Below are 15833 nucleotides of genomic sequence, written 5' to 3' on the forward strand. Positions count from 1 at the left end.
CCCGCCGACGGCATTGCGTCAGCTGACGATGCGGTGTCGGTACTCGAACTCAGTGCGGGGGAACGCAATTGGGCTGTGCTAGTCGGGGTGGTCGCCGGCGTCGCGGTCGGCATCGCACTCCCGCTGGCGTGGGGTTGGTTACGCAACGTCGACTGGATCCCTTTTCACGGCATCGCCGAAGCGATCATGGGCGCGCAGTTCGCGGCAGCGGCCATCCTGCGGCCAGTCGTGCTTGGGCTGACAGGCGGAGCGATCGTGCTGGTATGGGCGGTCAGACAGCCGCGGCTGACGATCTCCAATAGTGCGATCGAAATCGAGCGCCGCGGTCAAAAGCGCGTCATTCGCCGTGAACAGGTCGCCGGCGCTTACCTTGAGGGCTCAAAGCTCATCATCGACTCGACTGAGGGCCGACGGTTATTCGACGAAGAGGTCGAGGGCGCGAAGAAACAGGCAGGGCCCGCGTTCACAGCGCACGGTTACCCGTGGGAGTCGCGCTGACTTCCAAAGCCGTTCGTGGCACCCAAGTTTGCGCAGTTTCGAGCTTCAAACGATCGAAGATCCGCTTGGCGTTGCGGCGCTGCTCGTGTGGGGCAGTCAACTCCGCGCGCAGCCAGTGGTCGATGACGTCGCGATGTTAATCGATCCCGCTGCCCCGACTGGGGTAGTGGTTCGGCTCGGCCCGCCATGCCGGCCTCAGGACCTTCTGCACCGTCGTCTACGAGACCCGGTACTCGCGCTGAATCGCCCGCGCCGACTCCCCGAATCAGCAGTCAGAGTCACCGCGGCGTTGGAGCGGCTGCTGGTGGGTGCGAGCGGCCTACGAGGTCTGTCTGTGGATCGGTGGCGTCTTCGCCACCGTGCTCGAGGCAAGAGGTAACGCGCCATGAGTCGACGGCCGTACTCGCCAGTACCACGCGGCCCGCCTCCCTCGTGTGGCTTCGCGAGACCGCCGACGTGGCGGCGGTCAAGGTGGCGTTGATACTTCTGACGATGTGAGGCTCGAACGTTGCGGCCCGATCGCGGGCACGTCGACGTCGATGCTTCCGCACGCATCGGTCAGGACGGTCTTCGATCGGGTTCCGTTGCGGGAAGTGCCACTTCCGTGTCCAGCCTGGTGGTGTGGGGTCTCGTCGGCCCTGGTGGCTTGACATCGTTGGTCGATTCTCATCTTGGCGGCCGCTTGCCGGGGGCGCATTCGCGGATGAGGCTGTCGATGTTCTCCTGTACGCGTTCCGGCGCGATACCGACTGACGGTGCGTACAGCATGATGTGGTCGAGGACACCTTCGTACCGGGTCAGTCCGCGACGCACTTGGTCTGCTGTGCCCGCTACGCCCATCGCGTCGATCATGTCGTCGGTGACGGCGTCGAACATCGCTTGAAAGTTGTGTTCAGCGAACGCCTCTCGAATGATTCGGCCTTCGGCGCTGAAGCCGTTCACGTCGAGGACGGTCTCATATGTTCGCACCGACGAGTAGAACGCGATCTGCTGGGCGAGTTCGCGTCTTGCAATGAGCGGATCGTCGTGGATCGAGCACATGACCATTGATATGACCTCCACGTCGGCGGGATTCCGCTCGGAGTGAGCAGCGCCTTTGGCAATCGCCGGCCGAACGATCTCCTCGACGTACTTGGTGGTGAATAAAGGATGTCCAGCAAGGCCGTCGGCGACGCGTCCGGCAACTTCACACATGCGCGGGCGTACGCCGGCGGTAATGATCGGGATATCGCGCACAGGCGGTTCGACTTCGCCGGTCGGAACTAGATGCATTGTGTAGAAGCGCCCGTCGTGATGTACGGGACCGTTGTGCAGATTCCACACGCGGCGCAGTAAGGTCACAAGTTCCTCCATACGCACTGCGGGCGCGGAAGTGTCGGGGACGCCGTGCCAGTCGCTCATCATTCGTTTGGTTCCGTTCCCGATGCCCAGGATTACTCGTCCGTTCGAGAGTTCATCCAGGTCGCGTGCTTCGGTGGCAAGGACCAACGGGCTGCGTCCGACGCCGTAAAGGATCGACGATCCGATTCGGCATTGGCGTGTGCTACCTGCCATCGCCGCCATGGAGATCGACCCTGAACGCGTGTAGAACTCCGACGCCCATACCGCGTCGAACCCGGCCCGGTCGGCCGCATCCGATGCTGCCGCAAGCGCGGTTAGGTCTGCGCCGAGAACGGACACTCCGTATGTCGTCATCACTGATCCTCCCGTCGGGGCCGAAGCCCTTCGATTACAACGCTGTGCAACGCGGAGCCCACGGCGGCCCCGTCGAGGCGATGGTCGTTAACGAGGTACATGAGTGCTCCGATCGTCACAGCGCCGAAGAGGGCGATCGACGCGGCGCGCGGGTCTGATTGGGGTGCAAGGGATCCATCGGTCGCCCCGGCCACCAGCAGCGCTTCGACGGGCTTCTGGTAGGCCACGTTGATCATGTCGGCGATGGTCGGCATTCGACCGGCCCTGCCCAGCTCACCGATCAGTGCGCGGCACACGGCGGGGCGGCGCGCCATGATCTCGATTTGGGCATGGATGACGTCCTCGAGGCGTTCGGCCGCGGGTTTAGAGGTCGCGGCGACGGCGCTAACGGCGCGCGATGTTTCCTGCAGAAGGTCTTCGAGGAGGAAGGCGAGAATGTCTGCCTTCCCATCGAAGTAGTAGTAGAGCGTCGCTTTGGGGACGCCCGTCACCTCGGCAACCTCGTCGATTCTGGATTTGTCGAGTCCCCGCTCCGCGAACAAATCGGCTGCAGCGCGGAGTCGTTCGGAAATCTGCGGTGGAACCCGTCGCATTGATCTTTCCTTGACCTGACTATTTAGACTGGCAGTCTAACGCGTTGGAGTACGACGAAGGAAGGGTGCGTGATGGCGGCACGGACGCATCCGCAATTGAATGCGGTGCCGTCGAGTCCCCGCACAGTCAGGTAGGAGACCCGAGTGTCGTCCTCGTTTGATGGCGCCACAGTCCGTCTGCCGAAAGGTCGTCCAATCCGGGTTCGACGACCTTACGGACGACTCGCCTACGCGGTAATCGAGACATCCAGGGATGGTTGCCAAATCACGTGGCGTCACCGATGGGCGTCGAAACCTGACCGATCGGTTTGCACCGAGATCGGTGTCGTTGGCACAGTTCGATCATCGCCGTGGACGGATTCATCTCGAGCGACTGTCACACCTGTCCATCTGTGGACGTTGTGTCCATGCCGTTACACTGGGCGCATGGTTGTCGAGCCCGCCAGGGTGTCGTTTCGTCGGCACCTCCGCTCTGAGGCATTGCGAGCTGCACAGGAGCTGGCGATTCAAAAAGGTTGGGAGAAGGTGCGATTCAGTGAGGTCGCGTCTCTCCTTGGCGTGTCGCGCCCGACGTTGTATCGAGAGTTCGCCAGCAAGGCCGAACTTGGCGACGCGTTGGTGATGCGCGAAACGCACGTGTTTCTGGATGGCATCCGCGAGGTTCTCGAGGCCAATGCGGCGGACGTTCGAAGCGCCATCAGTGCGGCCGTGCTGTACACACTGGATGTCGCCGTAGAAAGCCCACTACTGCGCGTCGCTCTTGCGCTCTCAGATGACGATTCCCGCGTGGACACCGGAGTTCTGCCGTTGATAGCAACATCGACGACGATGTTGGAGTCTGCTAGCGCCCAACTCATCGGATGGATCCAAGCGCACCTTCCACACCATCCTCCGGCGGAGGTCACCTCTGCCGTTGACATTCTCATCCGACTCACCGTCAGCCACCTCGTATTGCCGGCCTCCTCGGCCGACACCAGCGTGTCGATCGCCGAGCAGATATCGTTGTCGGTGTTTCGTTACCTCGGCCTGGAGAACACGCTGGAGACGCGAGGTTAGGGCGGCGGAGCTGGGCGATGGGGACATCGGAACGACGAACCGATCTGCCGGATGGGCTCGCTCACGGCCCCGTCAACTGTATCCGTGCGATCGCACCCGGAAGTCGTCGTCCTTCCCACCGCACCACGCCGCCACCAACGATGGTGGTCGGTACAACTAGCAGTCGAGTACTGCGCCGAGTTTCTCGGCAGCCTCGCTGTGTGGTGCAGCCAAACGCAGGCGCTTCGCCCGCGCGAGCAGTTCGGGAGTTAGTGTGCAGTTGGTCGAAGGGCCCGAGCGCGGGCGCCGTTCCTAAGCGGCATCGCCGCTACGTGGACGTCTGAGCGTCTCAAGTCCGACGCTCTTGTCGCGGGGTGGACGGCCTTGCCCGAGAACATGGCTGGAGCCCGGAAGTCGTCGCCATGCGCCCGATTGGGAGTGGCACCGCTTTCGACGTCGTCCGACCGGCGTCGATGCCTACAGGGTGCAGCGGCCGAGGAAGTCGGTGACGGCGGCTGTGAAAGCGTGGTTGTCATCACCGGCGATCATGTGACCCGTGCCAGACACGTCAACGGTTTCGGCGTGGGGGACTAGCTCCGTGAACTCGTCCACGGTGCTCTGAGACACGACGTCGGACAAGAGTCCGCGTACCAGGAGTATCGGTACCGTGACGCGTCGGGCTCCGTCGATCAGCAGGCGACTGATCGCGTCGAACTGCTCGGTTCCCGCGGTCGATTCGTCGCGGAGAAAGTCGAAGTTTGAGTGAATGAACGCTGGGTCCCAACGCCACATCCACCGGCCGTCGTTGCGTTGCCGCAACACTTTATTGAGGCCGTCGACGTTGTCGGGTCGCGCGCGATGCGGGTTGTATGCGGCGATGACCTCCGCGGCCTCATGGAGGCTACCGAACCCCTCGGGGTGGGCCGACATGAACGATACGACACGTCGCGCACCCTGAAACTCCAACCGGGGGGTGACGTCCACCAGCACGACCGCAGCCCACATCTGCGGGGGTGCGAGCAGATGCGCACCTAGAATCGTCATGCCGCCCAGGGAAGCACCCACCACAGCGGGTGGCTCGTCGGCGCTGAAATGATCGCGAACGGCGATCAGGTCAGTCGCCAGTCGCTCGACGTCGTATCGGCCCGCCGGGTCCCAGTCACTGTCACCGTGGCCGCGCGCATCATAAGTGACGACCGAGTACCCACAGGAATGAAGGCGACGCGCTGACGCGCTCCACGCGTGGCGGTTCTGGCCGCCGCCGTGCAGGAGAATCACCACAGGATGCGCGCCACCGTGGCGGTAGTACTCCGCGGCCAACGTGATTCCATCGGCGGTCCGGACGCGATGCTGAGCGACCGAGATCATGACACGGTGTCGGCAAAGCCGGTGTTCAACTGCAACTTGCAGTCGGCGACGGAGACGATCACTGCGTGCTGACGATCGTCACGGTGCCCTGGGCGGCGCAGACGGCCTTGTCGCCATTGGATATGTCGATCCGTGCCACGCCGCTGCGCTTACCCAGTGACACGATGTCGGCGACGGCGACGCACACGCCACTGGACACGGGTCTGAGCAAGTTGAGTTTGAACTCGGTGGTCGCCACCCAGGATCCCGCCTGGATGACGGGGTAGAACACGACCCCGAGGCAGTGATCGACCATCGCGGTAAGACATCCACCGTGTAAGTTGCCAAACGGTGTTAACAGTTCCTCGCGGGTGTCCATCTCTGCGACCAGTCGGCCGGCAGTGAGTTCGGTGTGCCGGAAGCCCAAGAATGTCGAGAGGCCACCAGCGGTGTTCGCCGATCTGAGCATCTGCTCGGCGATCTCCTCGTCGAAGTGCGCAAACTTCACATTAACCATCGCCTATCCCCGCCCTCATAGTCGTTAGCACCCTCCGTGTCGGAACAAGCCCAGCCACATGTGAGTCATCGTTCACTTTCATGACCTTACCCGGCGGTGTGGTGGGAGTGGCATACAGCCTGCCAGTGCGGCACGTATTAAGGTGTGGCTCCCACCTGATGTGCCCCGCAGGACCCCGTCGCTGGCCCTTGCCATCAATAGGCGACGGCTGACGAGTTCTCGCCGTTCGAACGACGCGGCGCTTGGATCGTGCGTAACGACCGAGCAACGCGCGCGGCGCCGAGCACGTTGCGGGCTCGCGGCGTCCCAACAGTGGTAACGACTTGCAATAGTGTACGGAACTGCCGTCCGCGACTGACCGGCCTGCGCGTCATTTGTCGAAGTGGTGGCTGTGCTGCGCCCGCAGCACATTCTTCTGGATCTTGCCGGTGGCCGTACGTGGCATCGCGTCGGTGAACAGTACGGCCTTTGGCACCTTGAACCCCGCGAGCCGAGTGCGCGCGGCGGCGATCAGGTCCTTCTCGGTGAGCACCACGCCGGACTTGGGCGTCACGATGGCTACGACCGCCTCCGACCAACGCTCATGGGGGAGTCCGATCACCACCACCTCCTCGATCCGTGGCTCGACCTCGTAGAGCGCCTTCTCGACTTCGATGGAGGCGATGTTCTCGCCGCCGGACTTGATCACGTCCTTCTTGCGGTCGGCGAACCAGAGCAGCCCGTCGGCATCCACGTGCCCCACATCGCCAGAATGGAACCAGCCATGCGCAAAAGCCTCGGCCGTCGCGTCCGGGTTTCGCAGATACCCCTCCATGGCGTGCGGGCCGCGGTACACGATCTCGCCGGTCTGGCCGGTCGGCAGGAGATGGCCGGCGTCGTTCATGATCCCGACCTGAACGTTGGGTACGGGCAGACCAACGGATCCGGCGTGGCTGAGCTGGTACTCGGGCGGAAATATCGTCGTGAGCGGGTTCATCTCCGTCTGGCCGAAGCCCAACGCGAAGTCGCAGCCGAACACCTCGATCGCCCGGCGCAGTTCGGTGTCGGGCATCGGTGCCATGGCGTAGAGCGCCAGCCGTAGGGTCGTCAGATCACGCTTGCCGATATCCGGGTGATCCATCATGGCCCGGTACATCATCGGCAGTCCGAAGATCTGAGTGATCCGCTCGGTCTCGATCGTGGCCAGCAGGGCGGCAGGATCGAATGCCCGCATCAGCACGAGCGTGCCGCCCATGTAGAACAGTCCGGTCGTGAAGCCATTGAGCTGCGCGGTGTGAAAGAGCGGCATCATCGCCACCGAGCGCTCATCGCCGTTGATTCCAAGCATCAGCGGGGCGTTGAGGGACTCGATGTAGACGGCGACGTGACTGCTGACCACTCCCTTTGGAGCCGACGTGGTGCCGCTGGTGTAGAGGTAGCTGATCGCGTCGCGGTCGCCCACTAGGCACTCGGGCTCGGTGGTGGCGGCGCCGCCGACGAAGGCGGTGAGGTCCTGCCACCGGCCCGTCGCCGCCGGTTGCCACAACGCGCCAGTGCCTGGTGCGACGATAACGTCGGTCACCGTTTCGCCTCCGAGCCGCCCTAGGGCTGCGGCGACGAGTTCTGCGAGCTGGCTCTCCACGACCACGCCGCGGGCCCGTGAGTGTTCGAGGACATAGCTCGCCTCTGGCGGACCCCACGACAGATTGACCGGGACGCAGATGACGCCCGTCTTGGCGCAGGCGAAGTACGTGGTTAAGAACTCGATGCTGTTGCCACTGGCCAGCGCCAGTACGTCACCGCGCTCGTAACCGGCCGCGAGCAGCGCGTGGGAGAGTCGGTTAACCTCGTCGTTCAACCCGCGGTAGGTCACACGGCGCGCACCGTCGATCACGGCTTCGTGGTGGGGTCGGCGCCAGGCGGCTCGAGTCAGCATATCCCCGACGTTGACCCGATTGACGATGTTGGCGGCGAGGTCGTGATCCGTGGTCACCGTGCTCCTCTCGCAGAATGTCCTTCGGGCGCTCAAGCGGGGACGAACCGAACCATCCCAAAGTCGCCGATGCGCTCGAACGCCGCGCGCACGGCCATTCCCGCTACGACGGTGGCGGGGTCGCAACCCTCGACGGTTGACAGCATCTGAGGGCCCTCGGCGAGGCGGACCATGACGACCGGGTAGGGCACCGACCGAGGGAGCTCGTTCCACGGAGGGCGGCTGACGACCGCGGCGACGAGGACCGTTGCGTTGCCGGACAGGTCGGTCCACTTCAGCTCGGCCGAGTGACAGCCGGGACAGAACGGGCGCGGATAGTGGAACAACTGTCCGCACGCGGTGCACTGGCGCACGGCGAGCCGACCGTGGGCGGCGGCTTCGTAGTGGCCGCGATTGACGTCGTCGATGCGGGGGAGTACCTCGGGGTCGGCTAGTCCGTCTAAGTAGGTGGTGGTCATGATCCCTCCAGGATGACGGTGACGTGACTGCAAAGCATGGACCCGTAGGCGTGGACGACCGCGAGGTCGGTGCGGTCGACCTGGATGCCAGCGGCACGGCCGGTCATCTGTTGGTATGCCTCGAGTATCCCGCAGATGCCCGAAGCAGTTCCGGAGTGACCGAAGCGTAGTAGCCCGCCGTTGGTGTTCACCGGTAGTCGACCGCCGGGGCGGGTGGCGCCGTCACGGTAGAGGTCGACGGCCTTGCCCCGCTCGGCGAGGCCGAGTTCCTCGAGCAGCATCAGCGGGTTGGAGCTGAAGGCATCGTAGAGCTGCGCGAGCTGGATATCGGCGGGTGCGATCCCTGCCTGCGCGAAGGCGGCTGCGCCGGAGCGGACCGCGCCGGTTCGCGACAGATCCGGCATCGAGGTGAGGAACCCGTGGGTATGCCCTTCCCCGATTCCCACCACGTTGACTGGTCGATGCGGCAGGCTCGCCGCCAGTTCCGGCGAGACGACGACCATGGCTCCGCCACCCTCGCAGGGAATGGAGCAGTCGAGGTAACCGAACGGCCCGGCGATGTGCCGTGCGTCCAGCACCTGCTCCACGGTGAAGCTTCCAGCGTCAGCGCCGATTGCGGTGGGATGCGCCAGCGCCCATTCCTGCTGGGCCACTACGGCCTCCGCAAGCACCTCGCGACCTTGACCGACCCCGTCGAGCCATGCTTGCGCGATCAGCCCGTAGAGGGTGGGGATCGACGGCGCGTAGGGCAGCTCGTAGTCCGGATGGCAAGTCATCGTCATCAATCGTTTGCCGACGTCGCGGATCGGCGGAAACACCCCGGCCGAGACACACAGGACCGCCGAGCATTGACCGGACTGGATCGCCCGAGTAGCGACGCCGAGCATGGCGAGGTGACTTCCGCCGCCCAATTGGACACCGAGTTGCAACCCCAGCTGATGGAACCCGAGCGAGTCCTGGATCTCCTCGGACAGGAAGGTGTGCTCGATCGACTCGCCCATCATCGAGCCCACGCAGATTAAGCCGTCAATGTCGGAGGCCTGCATCCCTGCATCGCGTAGCGCGGCGACGGCGGACTCGAGGTGCAGGTCCAAGAAGGGGCGGTCGAGACGGCCGGGGGTGACCTCCGCGAATCCGGCAAGCGTGGCGAGTGGTGCTGGCATGCAAGGAGACGTTAGCAGTCACTAACATTCGCGGCTAGCAAGTGAGTGCTCGACGCCGACGACAGGGTGTCGCGTGCCTCCCACGTACTGCTACACGAACGAGACCAGACCTCTCACTAGCCGCCACGCAGCGCCTCACAACGGAGACCAACCGCGGCAGCATATTGACGCTCGCGTTTTGCGGCGCATCGGCACTGTGCCCACGCCGGCACCTAATCCGCGCGAGAGGCAATGTTTTGACGGCGGTGCTGCTGAAAGCGCAGGGAATGAAACGACACCGCTTCGCTCGTGCGAGGCAATGAGCACACCTATCTATCCCTGCGGGAGTTGTAGAGTCGCCTCGCTGGGCACGCACGGCCCTTCCTCGCTGGAGACCATTAGCTCGAGGTCGACCAGGCTGGCGCCGTCCACCTCGCGCTTGCCGATCACGCGCCCGGTGAGGGTGGCGATCTGACCGGGGTAGATCGACTTGATCATCGAGATCTTGCGTCGTCGCAGCAGCGCGTCGGGACCGGCCCAGTCGCACAGGCCGCGATCGATGAAGCCGTGGAAGAACAGTGTCGACAAGTAGATCGTCTGCTGGCCCTGGCTTTTCGCGTACTCGGGGTTGTGGTGGCCGGGAAACCAGTCCCACGTGGACGCCGCGTTCATGCAGATCCGTTTGTAGGTAATGGGGATCGAGACAGGGGTGATCTCATCGCCGACTTCGACGTCGTCGAAACGTAGTCCGGTTGTCGTGTCGTTGCTCATGGCTTCTCCTCGATCCGATCCCCGTCGCCGCCGGTGATGTCGTACCGGAACAGCACGTTGGTGTTGCGCGCGATCACCTCGCCGTGCTGGTCGCCGAAGGTGGTCAGCGAGGTGATGAAGACACCAGTGCCGAGTCGGGTCGTCTTCTCCGGCGAGATCGAGACGATCTCCTCGACGATGGACACGTGGTCGCCGATTCGAGGCCGACGTTCCAGCTCGGTGGTGGTAGAGGCGTTGATGATGTGGTGCCCGGGCAGGGGCACGTTGAATGCGAACAGCGAGTCGTCGCGGTGTAGGTGCTCGGGGGTCCACTGAGGATTGAACCCTAGGGTCATCAGCAAACCCGGTGGGCACTCATCGCCCTCCCAGTATCGCGGATTCGCATCTTCCACGAGCGAGCAGTAATAGAGCACCAAAGACCGGTCGATCGGAAACCAGGCTTGTCTGGGCTCCGAGGTTCGACCGACCCAGGCTCGGCCCTCTTCGAGGGTTCCGAAAGCCATTCCGAGACCCGTGAGATCAGTGGCGGCAGTACTCAAGATCACCCTTTCCTTCGGTGCGTGGTCCGGCTGTGAGCCGAACCCCATGCTCCCGATGCCCGGCATCTCACCGGATCGGAAGGACTGTTCGAGCCCGACCCGGCGGACCCTCGGCGGTCTTCCTGGAATTCACCGCCGCAATTGTGAAACCTCCAGGCGGGTAGGCCATTTGGATGTTCAAGACCACGCCGATCGTACCCCACGATGTGCGAATGGAAGGCGGGCTCGCGCGCCGATTTCGGCAAACGTCGGCGTCTTGACAGACCGGAATGCGGTGCGGCGTTGGCTCGGGAACCGCGGAGCACTCGCCACGGTGGCGTGGGTGTGGTTCAACGGTCGTGGCGGCACTGGCGGACCGATTGGACGCCGGGGCATCGCGCGAAGGACCGCGGGTGGTTCCATCGCCTAATCGGGAGCGGAGAGGATCGTGACGACGCATGCTGCGGGCCCGTCGCCCAAGGAACCGCCTGCGTTCTCGGCAAGACCGATTCGCGCTCCCTGCACCTGGCGTGCGCCGCCTCGGCCACGCAGCTGATCGGCGAGTTCCACCAGCTGAGCCGCTCCGGTGGCGCCGATCGGATGGCCGCGCGCCAGCAGTCCACCGGAGACGTTCACCGGAGTCGAGCCGCCAATGCCCGTGGCGCCGTCGCGGGCGAGTTTGGCACCCTCGCCCGGCGGGGCGATGCCAATCTCCTCGGCTATGACGAGCTCGGCGGGTGATGCGGCGTCGTGCACCTCGAACAAGTCGATGCCGTCTGGACCTACTCCAGCTTGCTCGAAGGCGACCCGGGCGGTGCGGCCAACAACGTCGCCGTCGTCGCCGACCCGTGCCGCCCCGACCGCCGAGGCCAGCACTCTCACGGACGCTCGGTCGCCGCGACGGGCCAGGTCGGTTCGTGTCAGCACGCAAGCGGCTGCACCGTCGCCGATCGAGGAGCACATCGGCCGCGTCAGCGGGTCGACGATCGTGCGCGCGGCTAAGATTTCGTCGGCGGTGAGCGCAGTGCGGTTCTGCGCGATCGGGTTGAGGCTGCCGTTGTGAAGGCTCTTGGCAGCCACCAGCGCCAGATCGCGGACCGACGCCCCGGTCCGCTCGAGGTAGGCGCGCGCCTCGGCCGCGTAGATCTCCATGAACACCGGGCGGGAGCCGTCCTGCCGCCCGACCAATTCGACGTCGACGGCAGTGGCGAGCGCCCGCGGCGCGCGTGTGCGGTCCGTGCTGGTCATCTTTTCGGCCCCGACGACCAGGACATGGTCGTATGCACCCGAGGAGACGGCCATGGCCCCGAGATGAAATGCGCTGGAGCTGGACGCGCAAGCGTTCTCGACCGACAGCATCGGTCTGCCCGCTACGCGCGATCCGCGTAGTGCGGTGTGAGCCCGGATCATCTCCTGTCCGGTGAGGACGCCGGCAGCGGCGTTGCCGAAGACGACTAGGCCGATCGCCTCGGGGCCGACCCCGGCATCTGCTAGCGCTGCGTCGGCTGCCTCGGCGGCCAGTTCGCGCAACCGGGTATCGACGAACATGCCGAACCGGGTGATACCGGTGCCGATGATCGCTACGTCCACGTCGCGACATCCCTTCTTTCCTGGAGGTCAGGTAATTCATCCACGTCGGGCCACAGCACCCGCTGATCGAGGGGTCGCCCCGCACCCTCGCGCAGCCGGTCGGTCGTGGCGGAGAGCACGGTGATTGCGTATTCGGACGCGCTGGCGGCGTCGCCCGAGCCAATCGCGGCCAGGAGGGAGCCGCGCGCCTCATCGGATCGATCCCCCTGCTCCGGTTCCGTCTGGTCGAGCGCGTCACCCATCCAGGCCAGTGCGGTGAGGACCAGCTCGAGTACGTCATTGCCGGTGGCGGCCGCGAGGAGTCGGTGAAACTCGAGGCGCTCGCGCTGTCGGCGATCGGGTTCCGTTGACGCGGTGAGACGGGCATGGCAGGCGTGCAGCATGGCGAAGTCTGTCGCATCCCTGCGTTGCGCGGCCATCCGGGCCGCAAGGGGCTCCAGCACCGCGCGCGCCTCGAGCAGGCCGCGCAAGGTCGTGCCGCGGAACTGCAACGCGATGGCCAACGCACTGCCGACCACGCGTGGCCCGGGCCGCGCGATTCGGGCGCCGCCACCGGGTCCTGTGCGGACGTCGATGGCGCCGAGGTAGGACAGCACGCGCAGCGTTTCTCGCAGCGATCCGCGCGAAACGTCGAAGTAGCGCATCAGGGTCGGCTCCGATGCCAGGCGATCACCGGGAACGAGCCGCCGCGCGACGGCCTCGCGCATCATTCGGCGCGCCGTCACCCGGGGTATGGAGTTCCCTGACGTGGCCGTGGTCGGACTCTCGACGCTCGACAGACCTGCCATGGTCTCGTAGCCTAGTTCGATGCAATCTGGTACACCAGATAACCCGTTCGTCTTTTCCCCTGAGCACGCGGAATTCGAGGCGTCGGTCGGGGCGCTGGGGCGTCGGGAGTTCTACGACGGCTATCTCGCGCGAGCGACCTCGGAGAAAATGTGCTGGGACGAGCTCAGGGCACTGGGTAGGCATGGGCTGCTCGGGATGACGCTCCCCGCCGCCCACGGGGGACAGGATGCCGACGTCATTTCGGTTGGTATCGCCTGCGAGCAGATTGCCCGTTCCGACTTCAACCTTGCCTACCTGATATTCGGCTCCGTACTTCTCGACGGCCTGCTCGCAGGCCTACCCGCGCATGTGGGCGAGCCCGTAGTGCACGCGGTGGCCGCTGGCGAGCAGGTGGTGTGCCTGGCGCTGACCGAGCCTCGAGGCGGCTCTGATGCGGCCGGGACTTCGGTACGCGCCCGGCCAGTCGACGGCGGTTTCCGGTTGGCGGGGGAGAAGACCTCGGTGACCCTCGGCGCCCACTCCAGCCATGCAATCGTCGTCGGCACCGTCGACCCGGCGCAGCGCTCCCGTGGCACACGGCGATTGCTCGTTTCGCTCGACGACCCGACGATCAGCCGGCAACGATTTGCCGACCCCGGCTTCCGGCCGCTGAGCCGGGTCGGACTCAGCTTTGACGATACGTTCGTTCCGGCCGACCACGAGATCACCGACGGCGGCAGCGGCCTAGCCGCTCAGCTTGCCGACTTCGACCTCACGCGGGCGTTGCTGGGTCTCATGGTGCTTGGAGCCGCCCACCGCGCGATGTCCTCCACCATCGAGTGGGTGCGTCAGCGTGAGGCGTTCCGCGCACCGATTGCCAGCTATCAGGGGGTGTCGTTCACACTCGCCGAGTGGGACACCCAGCTCGAGGCGGCGCGCTGGCTGTGCTACCGAACGCTCGGTTTGCGGGCGGCCGGGCGGCCGCATTCCAGGGAGGCGGCGATGTGCAAATGGTGGGCACCGCGCATCGCGGTCCAAGCGATCAACGACTGCATCATTCTGCATGGGCATGTCGGGTGGTCCACCGAGATGCCATTACAACAGCTGTTGCTCGACGTCAGCGGGCTACAGATTGGCGATGGGACACCACAGATCCAGAAGCTGGTAATCGCCCGCCACCTCATAGGCCGCGAGCACGTGGGCTGACCACGCAGGACGGGCCGCCGCTCGCCGGGTCCGCATTGAACAGCTGTGGTTGCAATCTCGCTGAACACGTCAGCGCACGACGACGCCGCCCTGGACGCCGGTGAAGCGCTTTCTCAGCTCGGTCTTGAGGAGCTTGCCGGTGGCGTTGCGGGGCAGTTCGGTCGTGAGGTGCACCTCGCGCGGACATTTGAAGTGCGCCAACCGGTCGCGGCACCAGGCGATCAATTCGTCGGCGGTGGGCTCCCTCTCCGCGGCTGGGTCGGCCACCACCACGGCTACGACGCGCTCGCCCCACTTCTCGTCCGGACCACCCACTATCGCGGCGTCCAGCACACCGGGGTGACGGAACAGCACCTGCTCCACTTCGATGGGGTAGACGTTCTCGCCGCCCGAGATGATCATGTCCTTCTTGCGATCGACCAGCGTGATGTAGCCGTCGGCGTCGATCCGACCGAGGTCGCCGGTGTGGAACCAGCCGCCCCGGAATGCCTCCGCGGTGGCCGACGGCATCATCCAGTATCCCGCGAACACGTTGGGCCCGCGCACCAGGAGTTCGCCGACGGTGTCGATCGGTACGTCCCGGTCGTCGTCGTCCACGATTCGGGCGTCGACGTGCATCGCGACCCGGCCGATCGAGCCGGCCCGCGTGGTGACGCTGGCGGCATCTAGGACCGAGACCATGGGAGCGGTTTCGGTCATTCCGAATCCCTCGGTGAAGCTGACGCCGCGCTGTTGCATGAAGTCGATGACGGTCAGCGGCACGGGCGAGCCGCCGCCCATCGCAAAGCGCAGTGCCGAGAGATCGTAGGAGTCGAAATCGGGAACCTGGGTCAGTGCCGACCACATCGCCGGCACCATGAACTGGATTGTGGCCCGACTCTCGGCCATTGCCTTGAGTGTGCACACCGGGTCGAATGAGGGGAGGATCACACTCGTACCACCGACGTAGAGCAATGGCAGCGTGTGCACGCCCAGTCCCCCGATGTGGAACATCGGGGCGACGGCCACGGTGACGTCGGTCCCGTGCAGGCCCGTGTCGGCGCCCATCACGTTGATGGCGTTCCACTGCAGGTTGTCGTGAGTGAGGATGGCGCCTTTGGGACGACCGGTGGTGCCCGAGGTGTACATGACGAACGCGGGGTCGCGGCCGCCAACGTCACCGTCGAGAGGTTCCGGGGCGCCGCTGTCGTGCAGGTCGGGGTAGGCAATCTCGCCGGTCGCCGCGGCGCCTCCGACTCGGACGGTGTGGCGAACCCGAACTCCCGGCCCGGCCAGCGCATCGATCGCCGGTGCGGCGAGCGGTTCGTGGAAGACGAGAACGTCGGCGCCCGAGTCGGCGAGAATGTAGCCGATTTCCGGACCAGCGAGGCGAACGTTGATCGGGACCATAATCGCGCCGATCTTCGCGCTGCCCAGGAGAATCTCGACGAACTCGACCGAATTCATCAAGAGTGCGGCTACCCGGTCTCCCTTGCGGACGCCGAGCCGCAGCAGGCTCGAAGCCACCTGATTCGTGCGGCGTTCGAGGTCCGAGAAGGTGAAGCGCTTGTCACCTTGGACAAATGCTGTGCGCTGCCCGTTCAGGAAGGCCCGTTTGGCGACCCACTGGCCGATACCGCGATCCACGCATGACTCCTCTGCTGCCACATCGGCGGCTCGTTGTATCGGGAGTTACTCGGTGAGGGCCGGACCTTCTACGCATGCCTAGTCCCCGCCAGGTCCG

15 protein-coding genes and 1 pseudogene are annotated in these 15833 nt (G+C 65.0%); 3 read left to right on the top strand and 13 right to left on the bottom strand.

Annotated features, from left to right (window positions below):
- Positions 1–33: 33 nt before the first annotated feature.
- Positions 34–498: a YqeB family protein gene (locus NM203_RS03130; RefSeq protein ID WP_456299309.1), complete on the top strand. Its 465-nt coding sequence runs from the start codon at positions 34–36 to the stop codon at positions 496–498.
- A gap of 428 nt (positions 499–926) precedes the next feature.
- Here NM203_RS03130 and NM203_RS33580 read toward each other — a convergent pair.
- The 3 genes and pseudogenes from NM203_RS33580 to NM203_RS03145 all read right to left on the bottom strand — a co-directional run.
- Positions 927–1120, bottom strand: a pseudogene (locus NM203_RS33580) (transposase); the annotation flags it as partial.
- A 44-nt stretch (positions 1121–1164) separates the two neighbouring features.
- Positions 1165–2193: an LLM class flavin-dependent oxidoreductase gene (locus NM203_RS03140; RefSeq protein ID WP_255058140.1), complete on the bottom strand. Its 1029-nt coding sequence runs from the start codon at positions 2191–2193 to the stop codon at positions 1165–1167.
- Positions 2193–2786, bottom strand: a complete 594-nt coding sequence (locus tag NM203_RS03145) for a TetR/AcrR family transcriptional regulator (RefSeq protein WP_255058141.1) — start codon at positions 2784–2786, stop codon at positions 2193–2195. Before NM203_RS03145 ends, NM203_RS03140 begins: the two co-directional genes overlap by 1 nt.
- A 426-nt stretch (positions 2787–3212) precedes the next feature.
- Here NM203_RS03145 and NM203_RS03150 point away from each other — a divergent pair, with 426 nt between their 5' ends.
- Entirely contained in the window at positions 3213–3842 is a 630-nt protein-coding gene (locus tag NM203_RS03150; protein WP_255058143.1) for a TetR/AcrR family transcriptional regulator, read from the top strand.
- Positions 3843–4298: 456 nt separating this feature from the next.
- On the opposite strand, the gene NM203_RS03155 is transcribed toward NM203_RS03150, so the two are convergent.
- From NM203_RS03155 to NM203_RS03195, 9 genes are all read right to left on the bottom strand, one after another.
- A complete protein-coding gene (locus tag NM203_RS03155; protein ID WP_255058145.1) occupies positions 4299–5189 on the bottom strand; it encodes an alpha/beta fold hydrolase in 891 nt (296 codons plus the stop codon).
- A 58-nt stretch (positions 5190–5247) separates the two neighbouring features.
- Positions 5248–5685, bottom strand: a complete 438-nt coding sequence (locus NM203_RS03160; RefSeq protein WP_303624023.1) for a PaaI family thioesterase — start codon at positions 5683–5685, stop codon at positions 5248–5250.
- Between the two features lie 370 nt (positions 5686–6055).
- On the bottom strand, positions 6056–7657 hold the full coding sequence (locus tag NM203_RS03165; RefSeq protein WP_255058146.1) for an AMP-binding protein: 1602 nt from the start codon (positions 7655–7657) through the stop codon (positions 6056–6058).
- Positions 7658–7689: 32 nt separating this feature from the next.
- Positions 7690–8115, bottom strand: coding sequence for a Zn-ribbon domain-containing OB-fold protein (locus NM203_RS03170; protein ID WP_255058148.1), 426 nt, complete (start codon positions 8113–8115; stop codon positions 7690–7692).
- A complete protein-coding gene (locus NM203_RS03175; RefSeq protein ID WP_255058149.1) occupies positions 8112–9278 on the bottom strand; it encodes a thiolase family protein in 1167 nt (388 codons plus the stop codon). The genes NM203_RS03170 and NM203_RS03175 overlap by 4 nt, the downstream gene beginning before the upstream one ends.
- A gap of 312 nt (positions 9279–9590) precedes the next feature.
- The gene (locus NM203_RS03180) at positions 9591–10028 is read right to left on the bottom strand and encodes a hotdog family protein (RefSeq protein ID WP_255058150.1); all 438 of its coding nucleotides are present in this window, start codon (positions 10026–10028) and stop codon (positions 9591–9593) included.
- The gene (locus NM203_RS03185) at positions 10025–10531 is read right to left on the bottom strand and encodes an FAS1-like dehydratase domain-containing protein (protein WP_255058151.1); all 507 of its coding nucleotides are present in this window, start codon (positions 10529–10531) and stop codon (positions 10025–10027) included. Before NM203_RS03185 ends, NM203_RS03180 begins: the two co-directional genes overlap by 4 nt.
- A 441-nt stretch (positions 10532–10972) precedes the next feature.
- On the bottom strand, positions 10973–12136 hold the full coding sequence (locus NM203_RS03190) for a thiolase family protein (RefSeq protein WP_255058152.1): 1164 nt from the start codon (positions 12134–12136) through the stop codon (positions 10973–10975).
- The gene (locus tag NM203_RS03195) at positions 12127–12924 is read right to left on the bottom strand and encodes a FadR/GntR family transcriptional regulator (protein ID WP_255058153.1); all 798 of its coding nucleotides are present in this window, start codon (positions 12922–12924) and stop codon (positions 12127–12129) included. Before NM203_RS03195 ends, NM203_RS03190 begins: the two co-directional genes overlap by 10 nt.
- 19 nt (positions 12925–12943) lie before the next feature.
- Here NM203_RS03195 and NM203_RS03200 point away from each other — a divergent pair, with 19 nt between their 5' ends.
- Positions 12944–14110 carry an acyl-CoA dehydrogenase family protein gene (locus NM203_RS03200; protein WP_255058155.1) on the top strand — a complete coding sequence of 389 codons (1167 nt, stop codon included), beginning with the start codon at positions 12944–12946 and terminating at the stop codon, positions 14108–14110.
- Positions 14111–14179: 69 nt separating this feature from the next.
- On the opposite strand, the gene NM203_RS03205 is transcribed toward NM203_RS03200, so the two are convergent.
- A complete protein-coding gene (locus NM203_RS03205) occupies positions 14180–15736 on the bottom strand; it encodes an acyl-CoA synthetase (RefSeq protein ID WP_255058157.1) in 1557 nt (518 codons plus the stop codon).
- Positions 15737–15833: the final 97 nt, after the last annotated feature.

This window comes from Mycolicibacterium arenosum (assembly GCF_024320865.1).
Classification (GTDB): Bacteria; Actinomycetota; Actinomycetes; order Mycobacteriales; family Mycobacteriaceae; genus Mycobacterium; species Mycobacterium arenosum.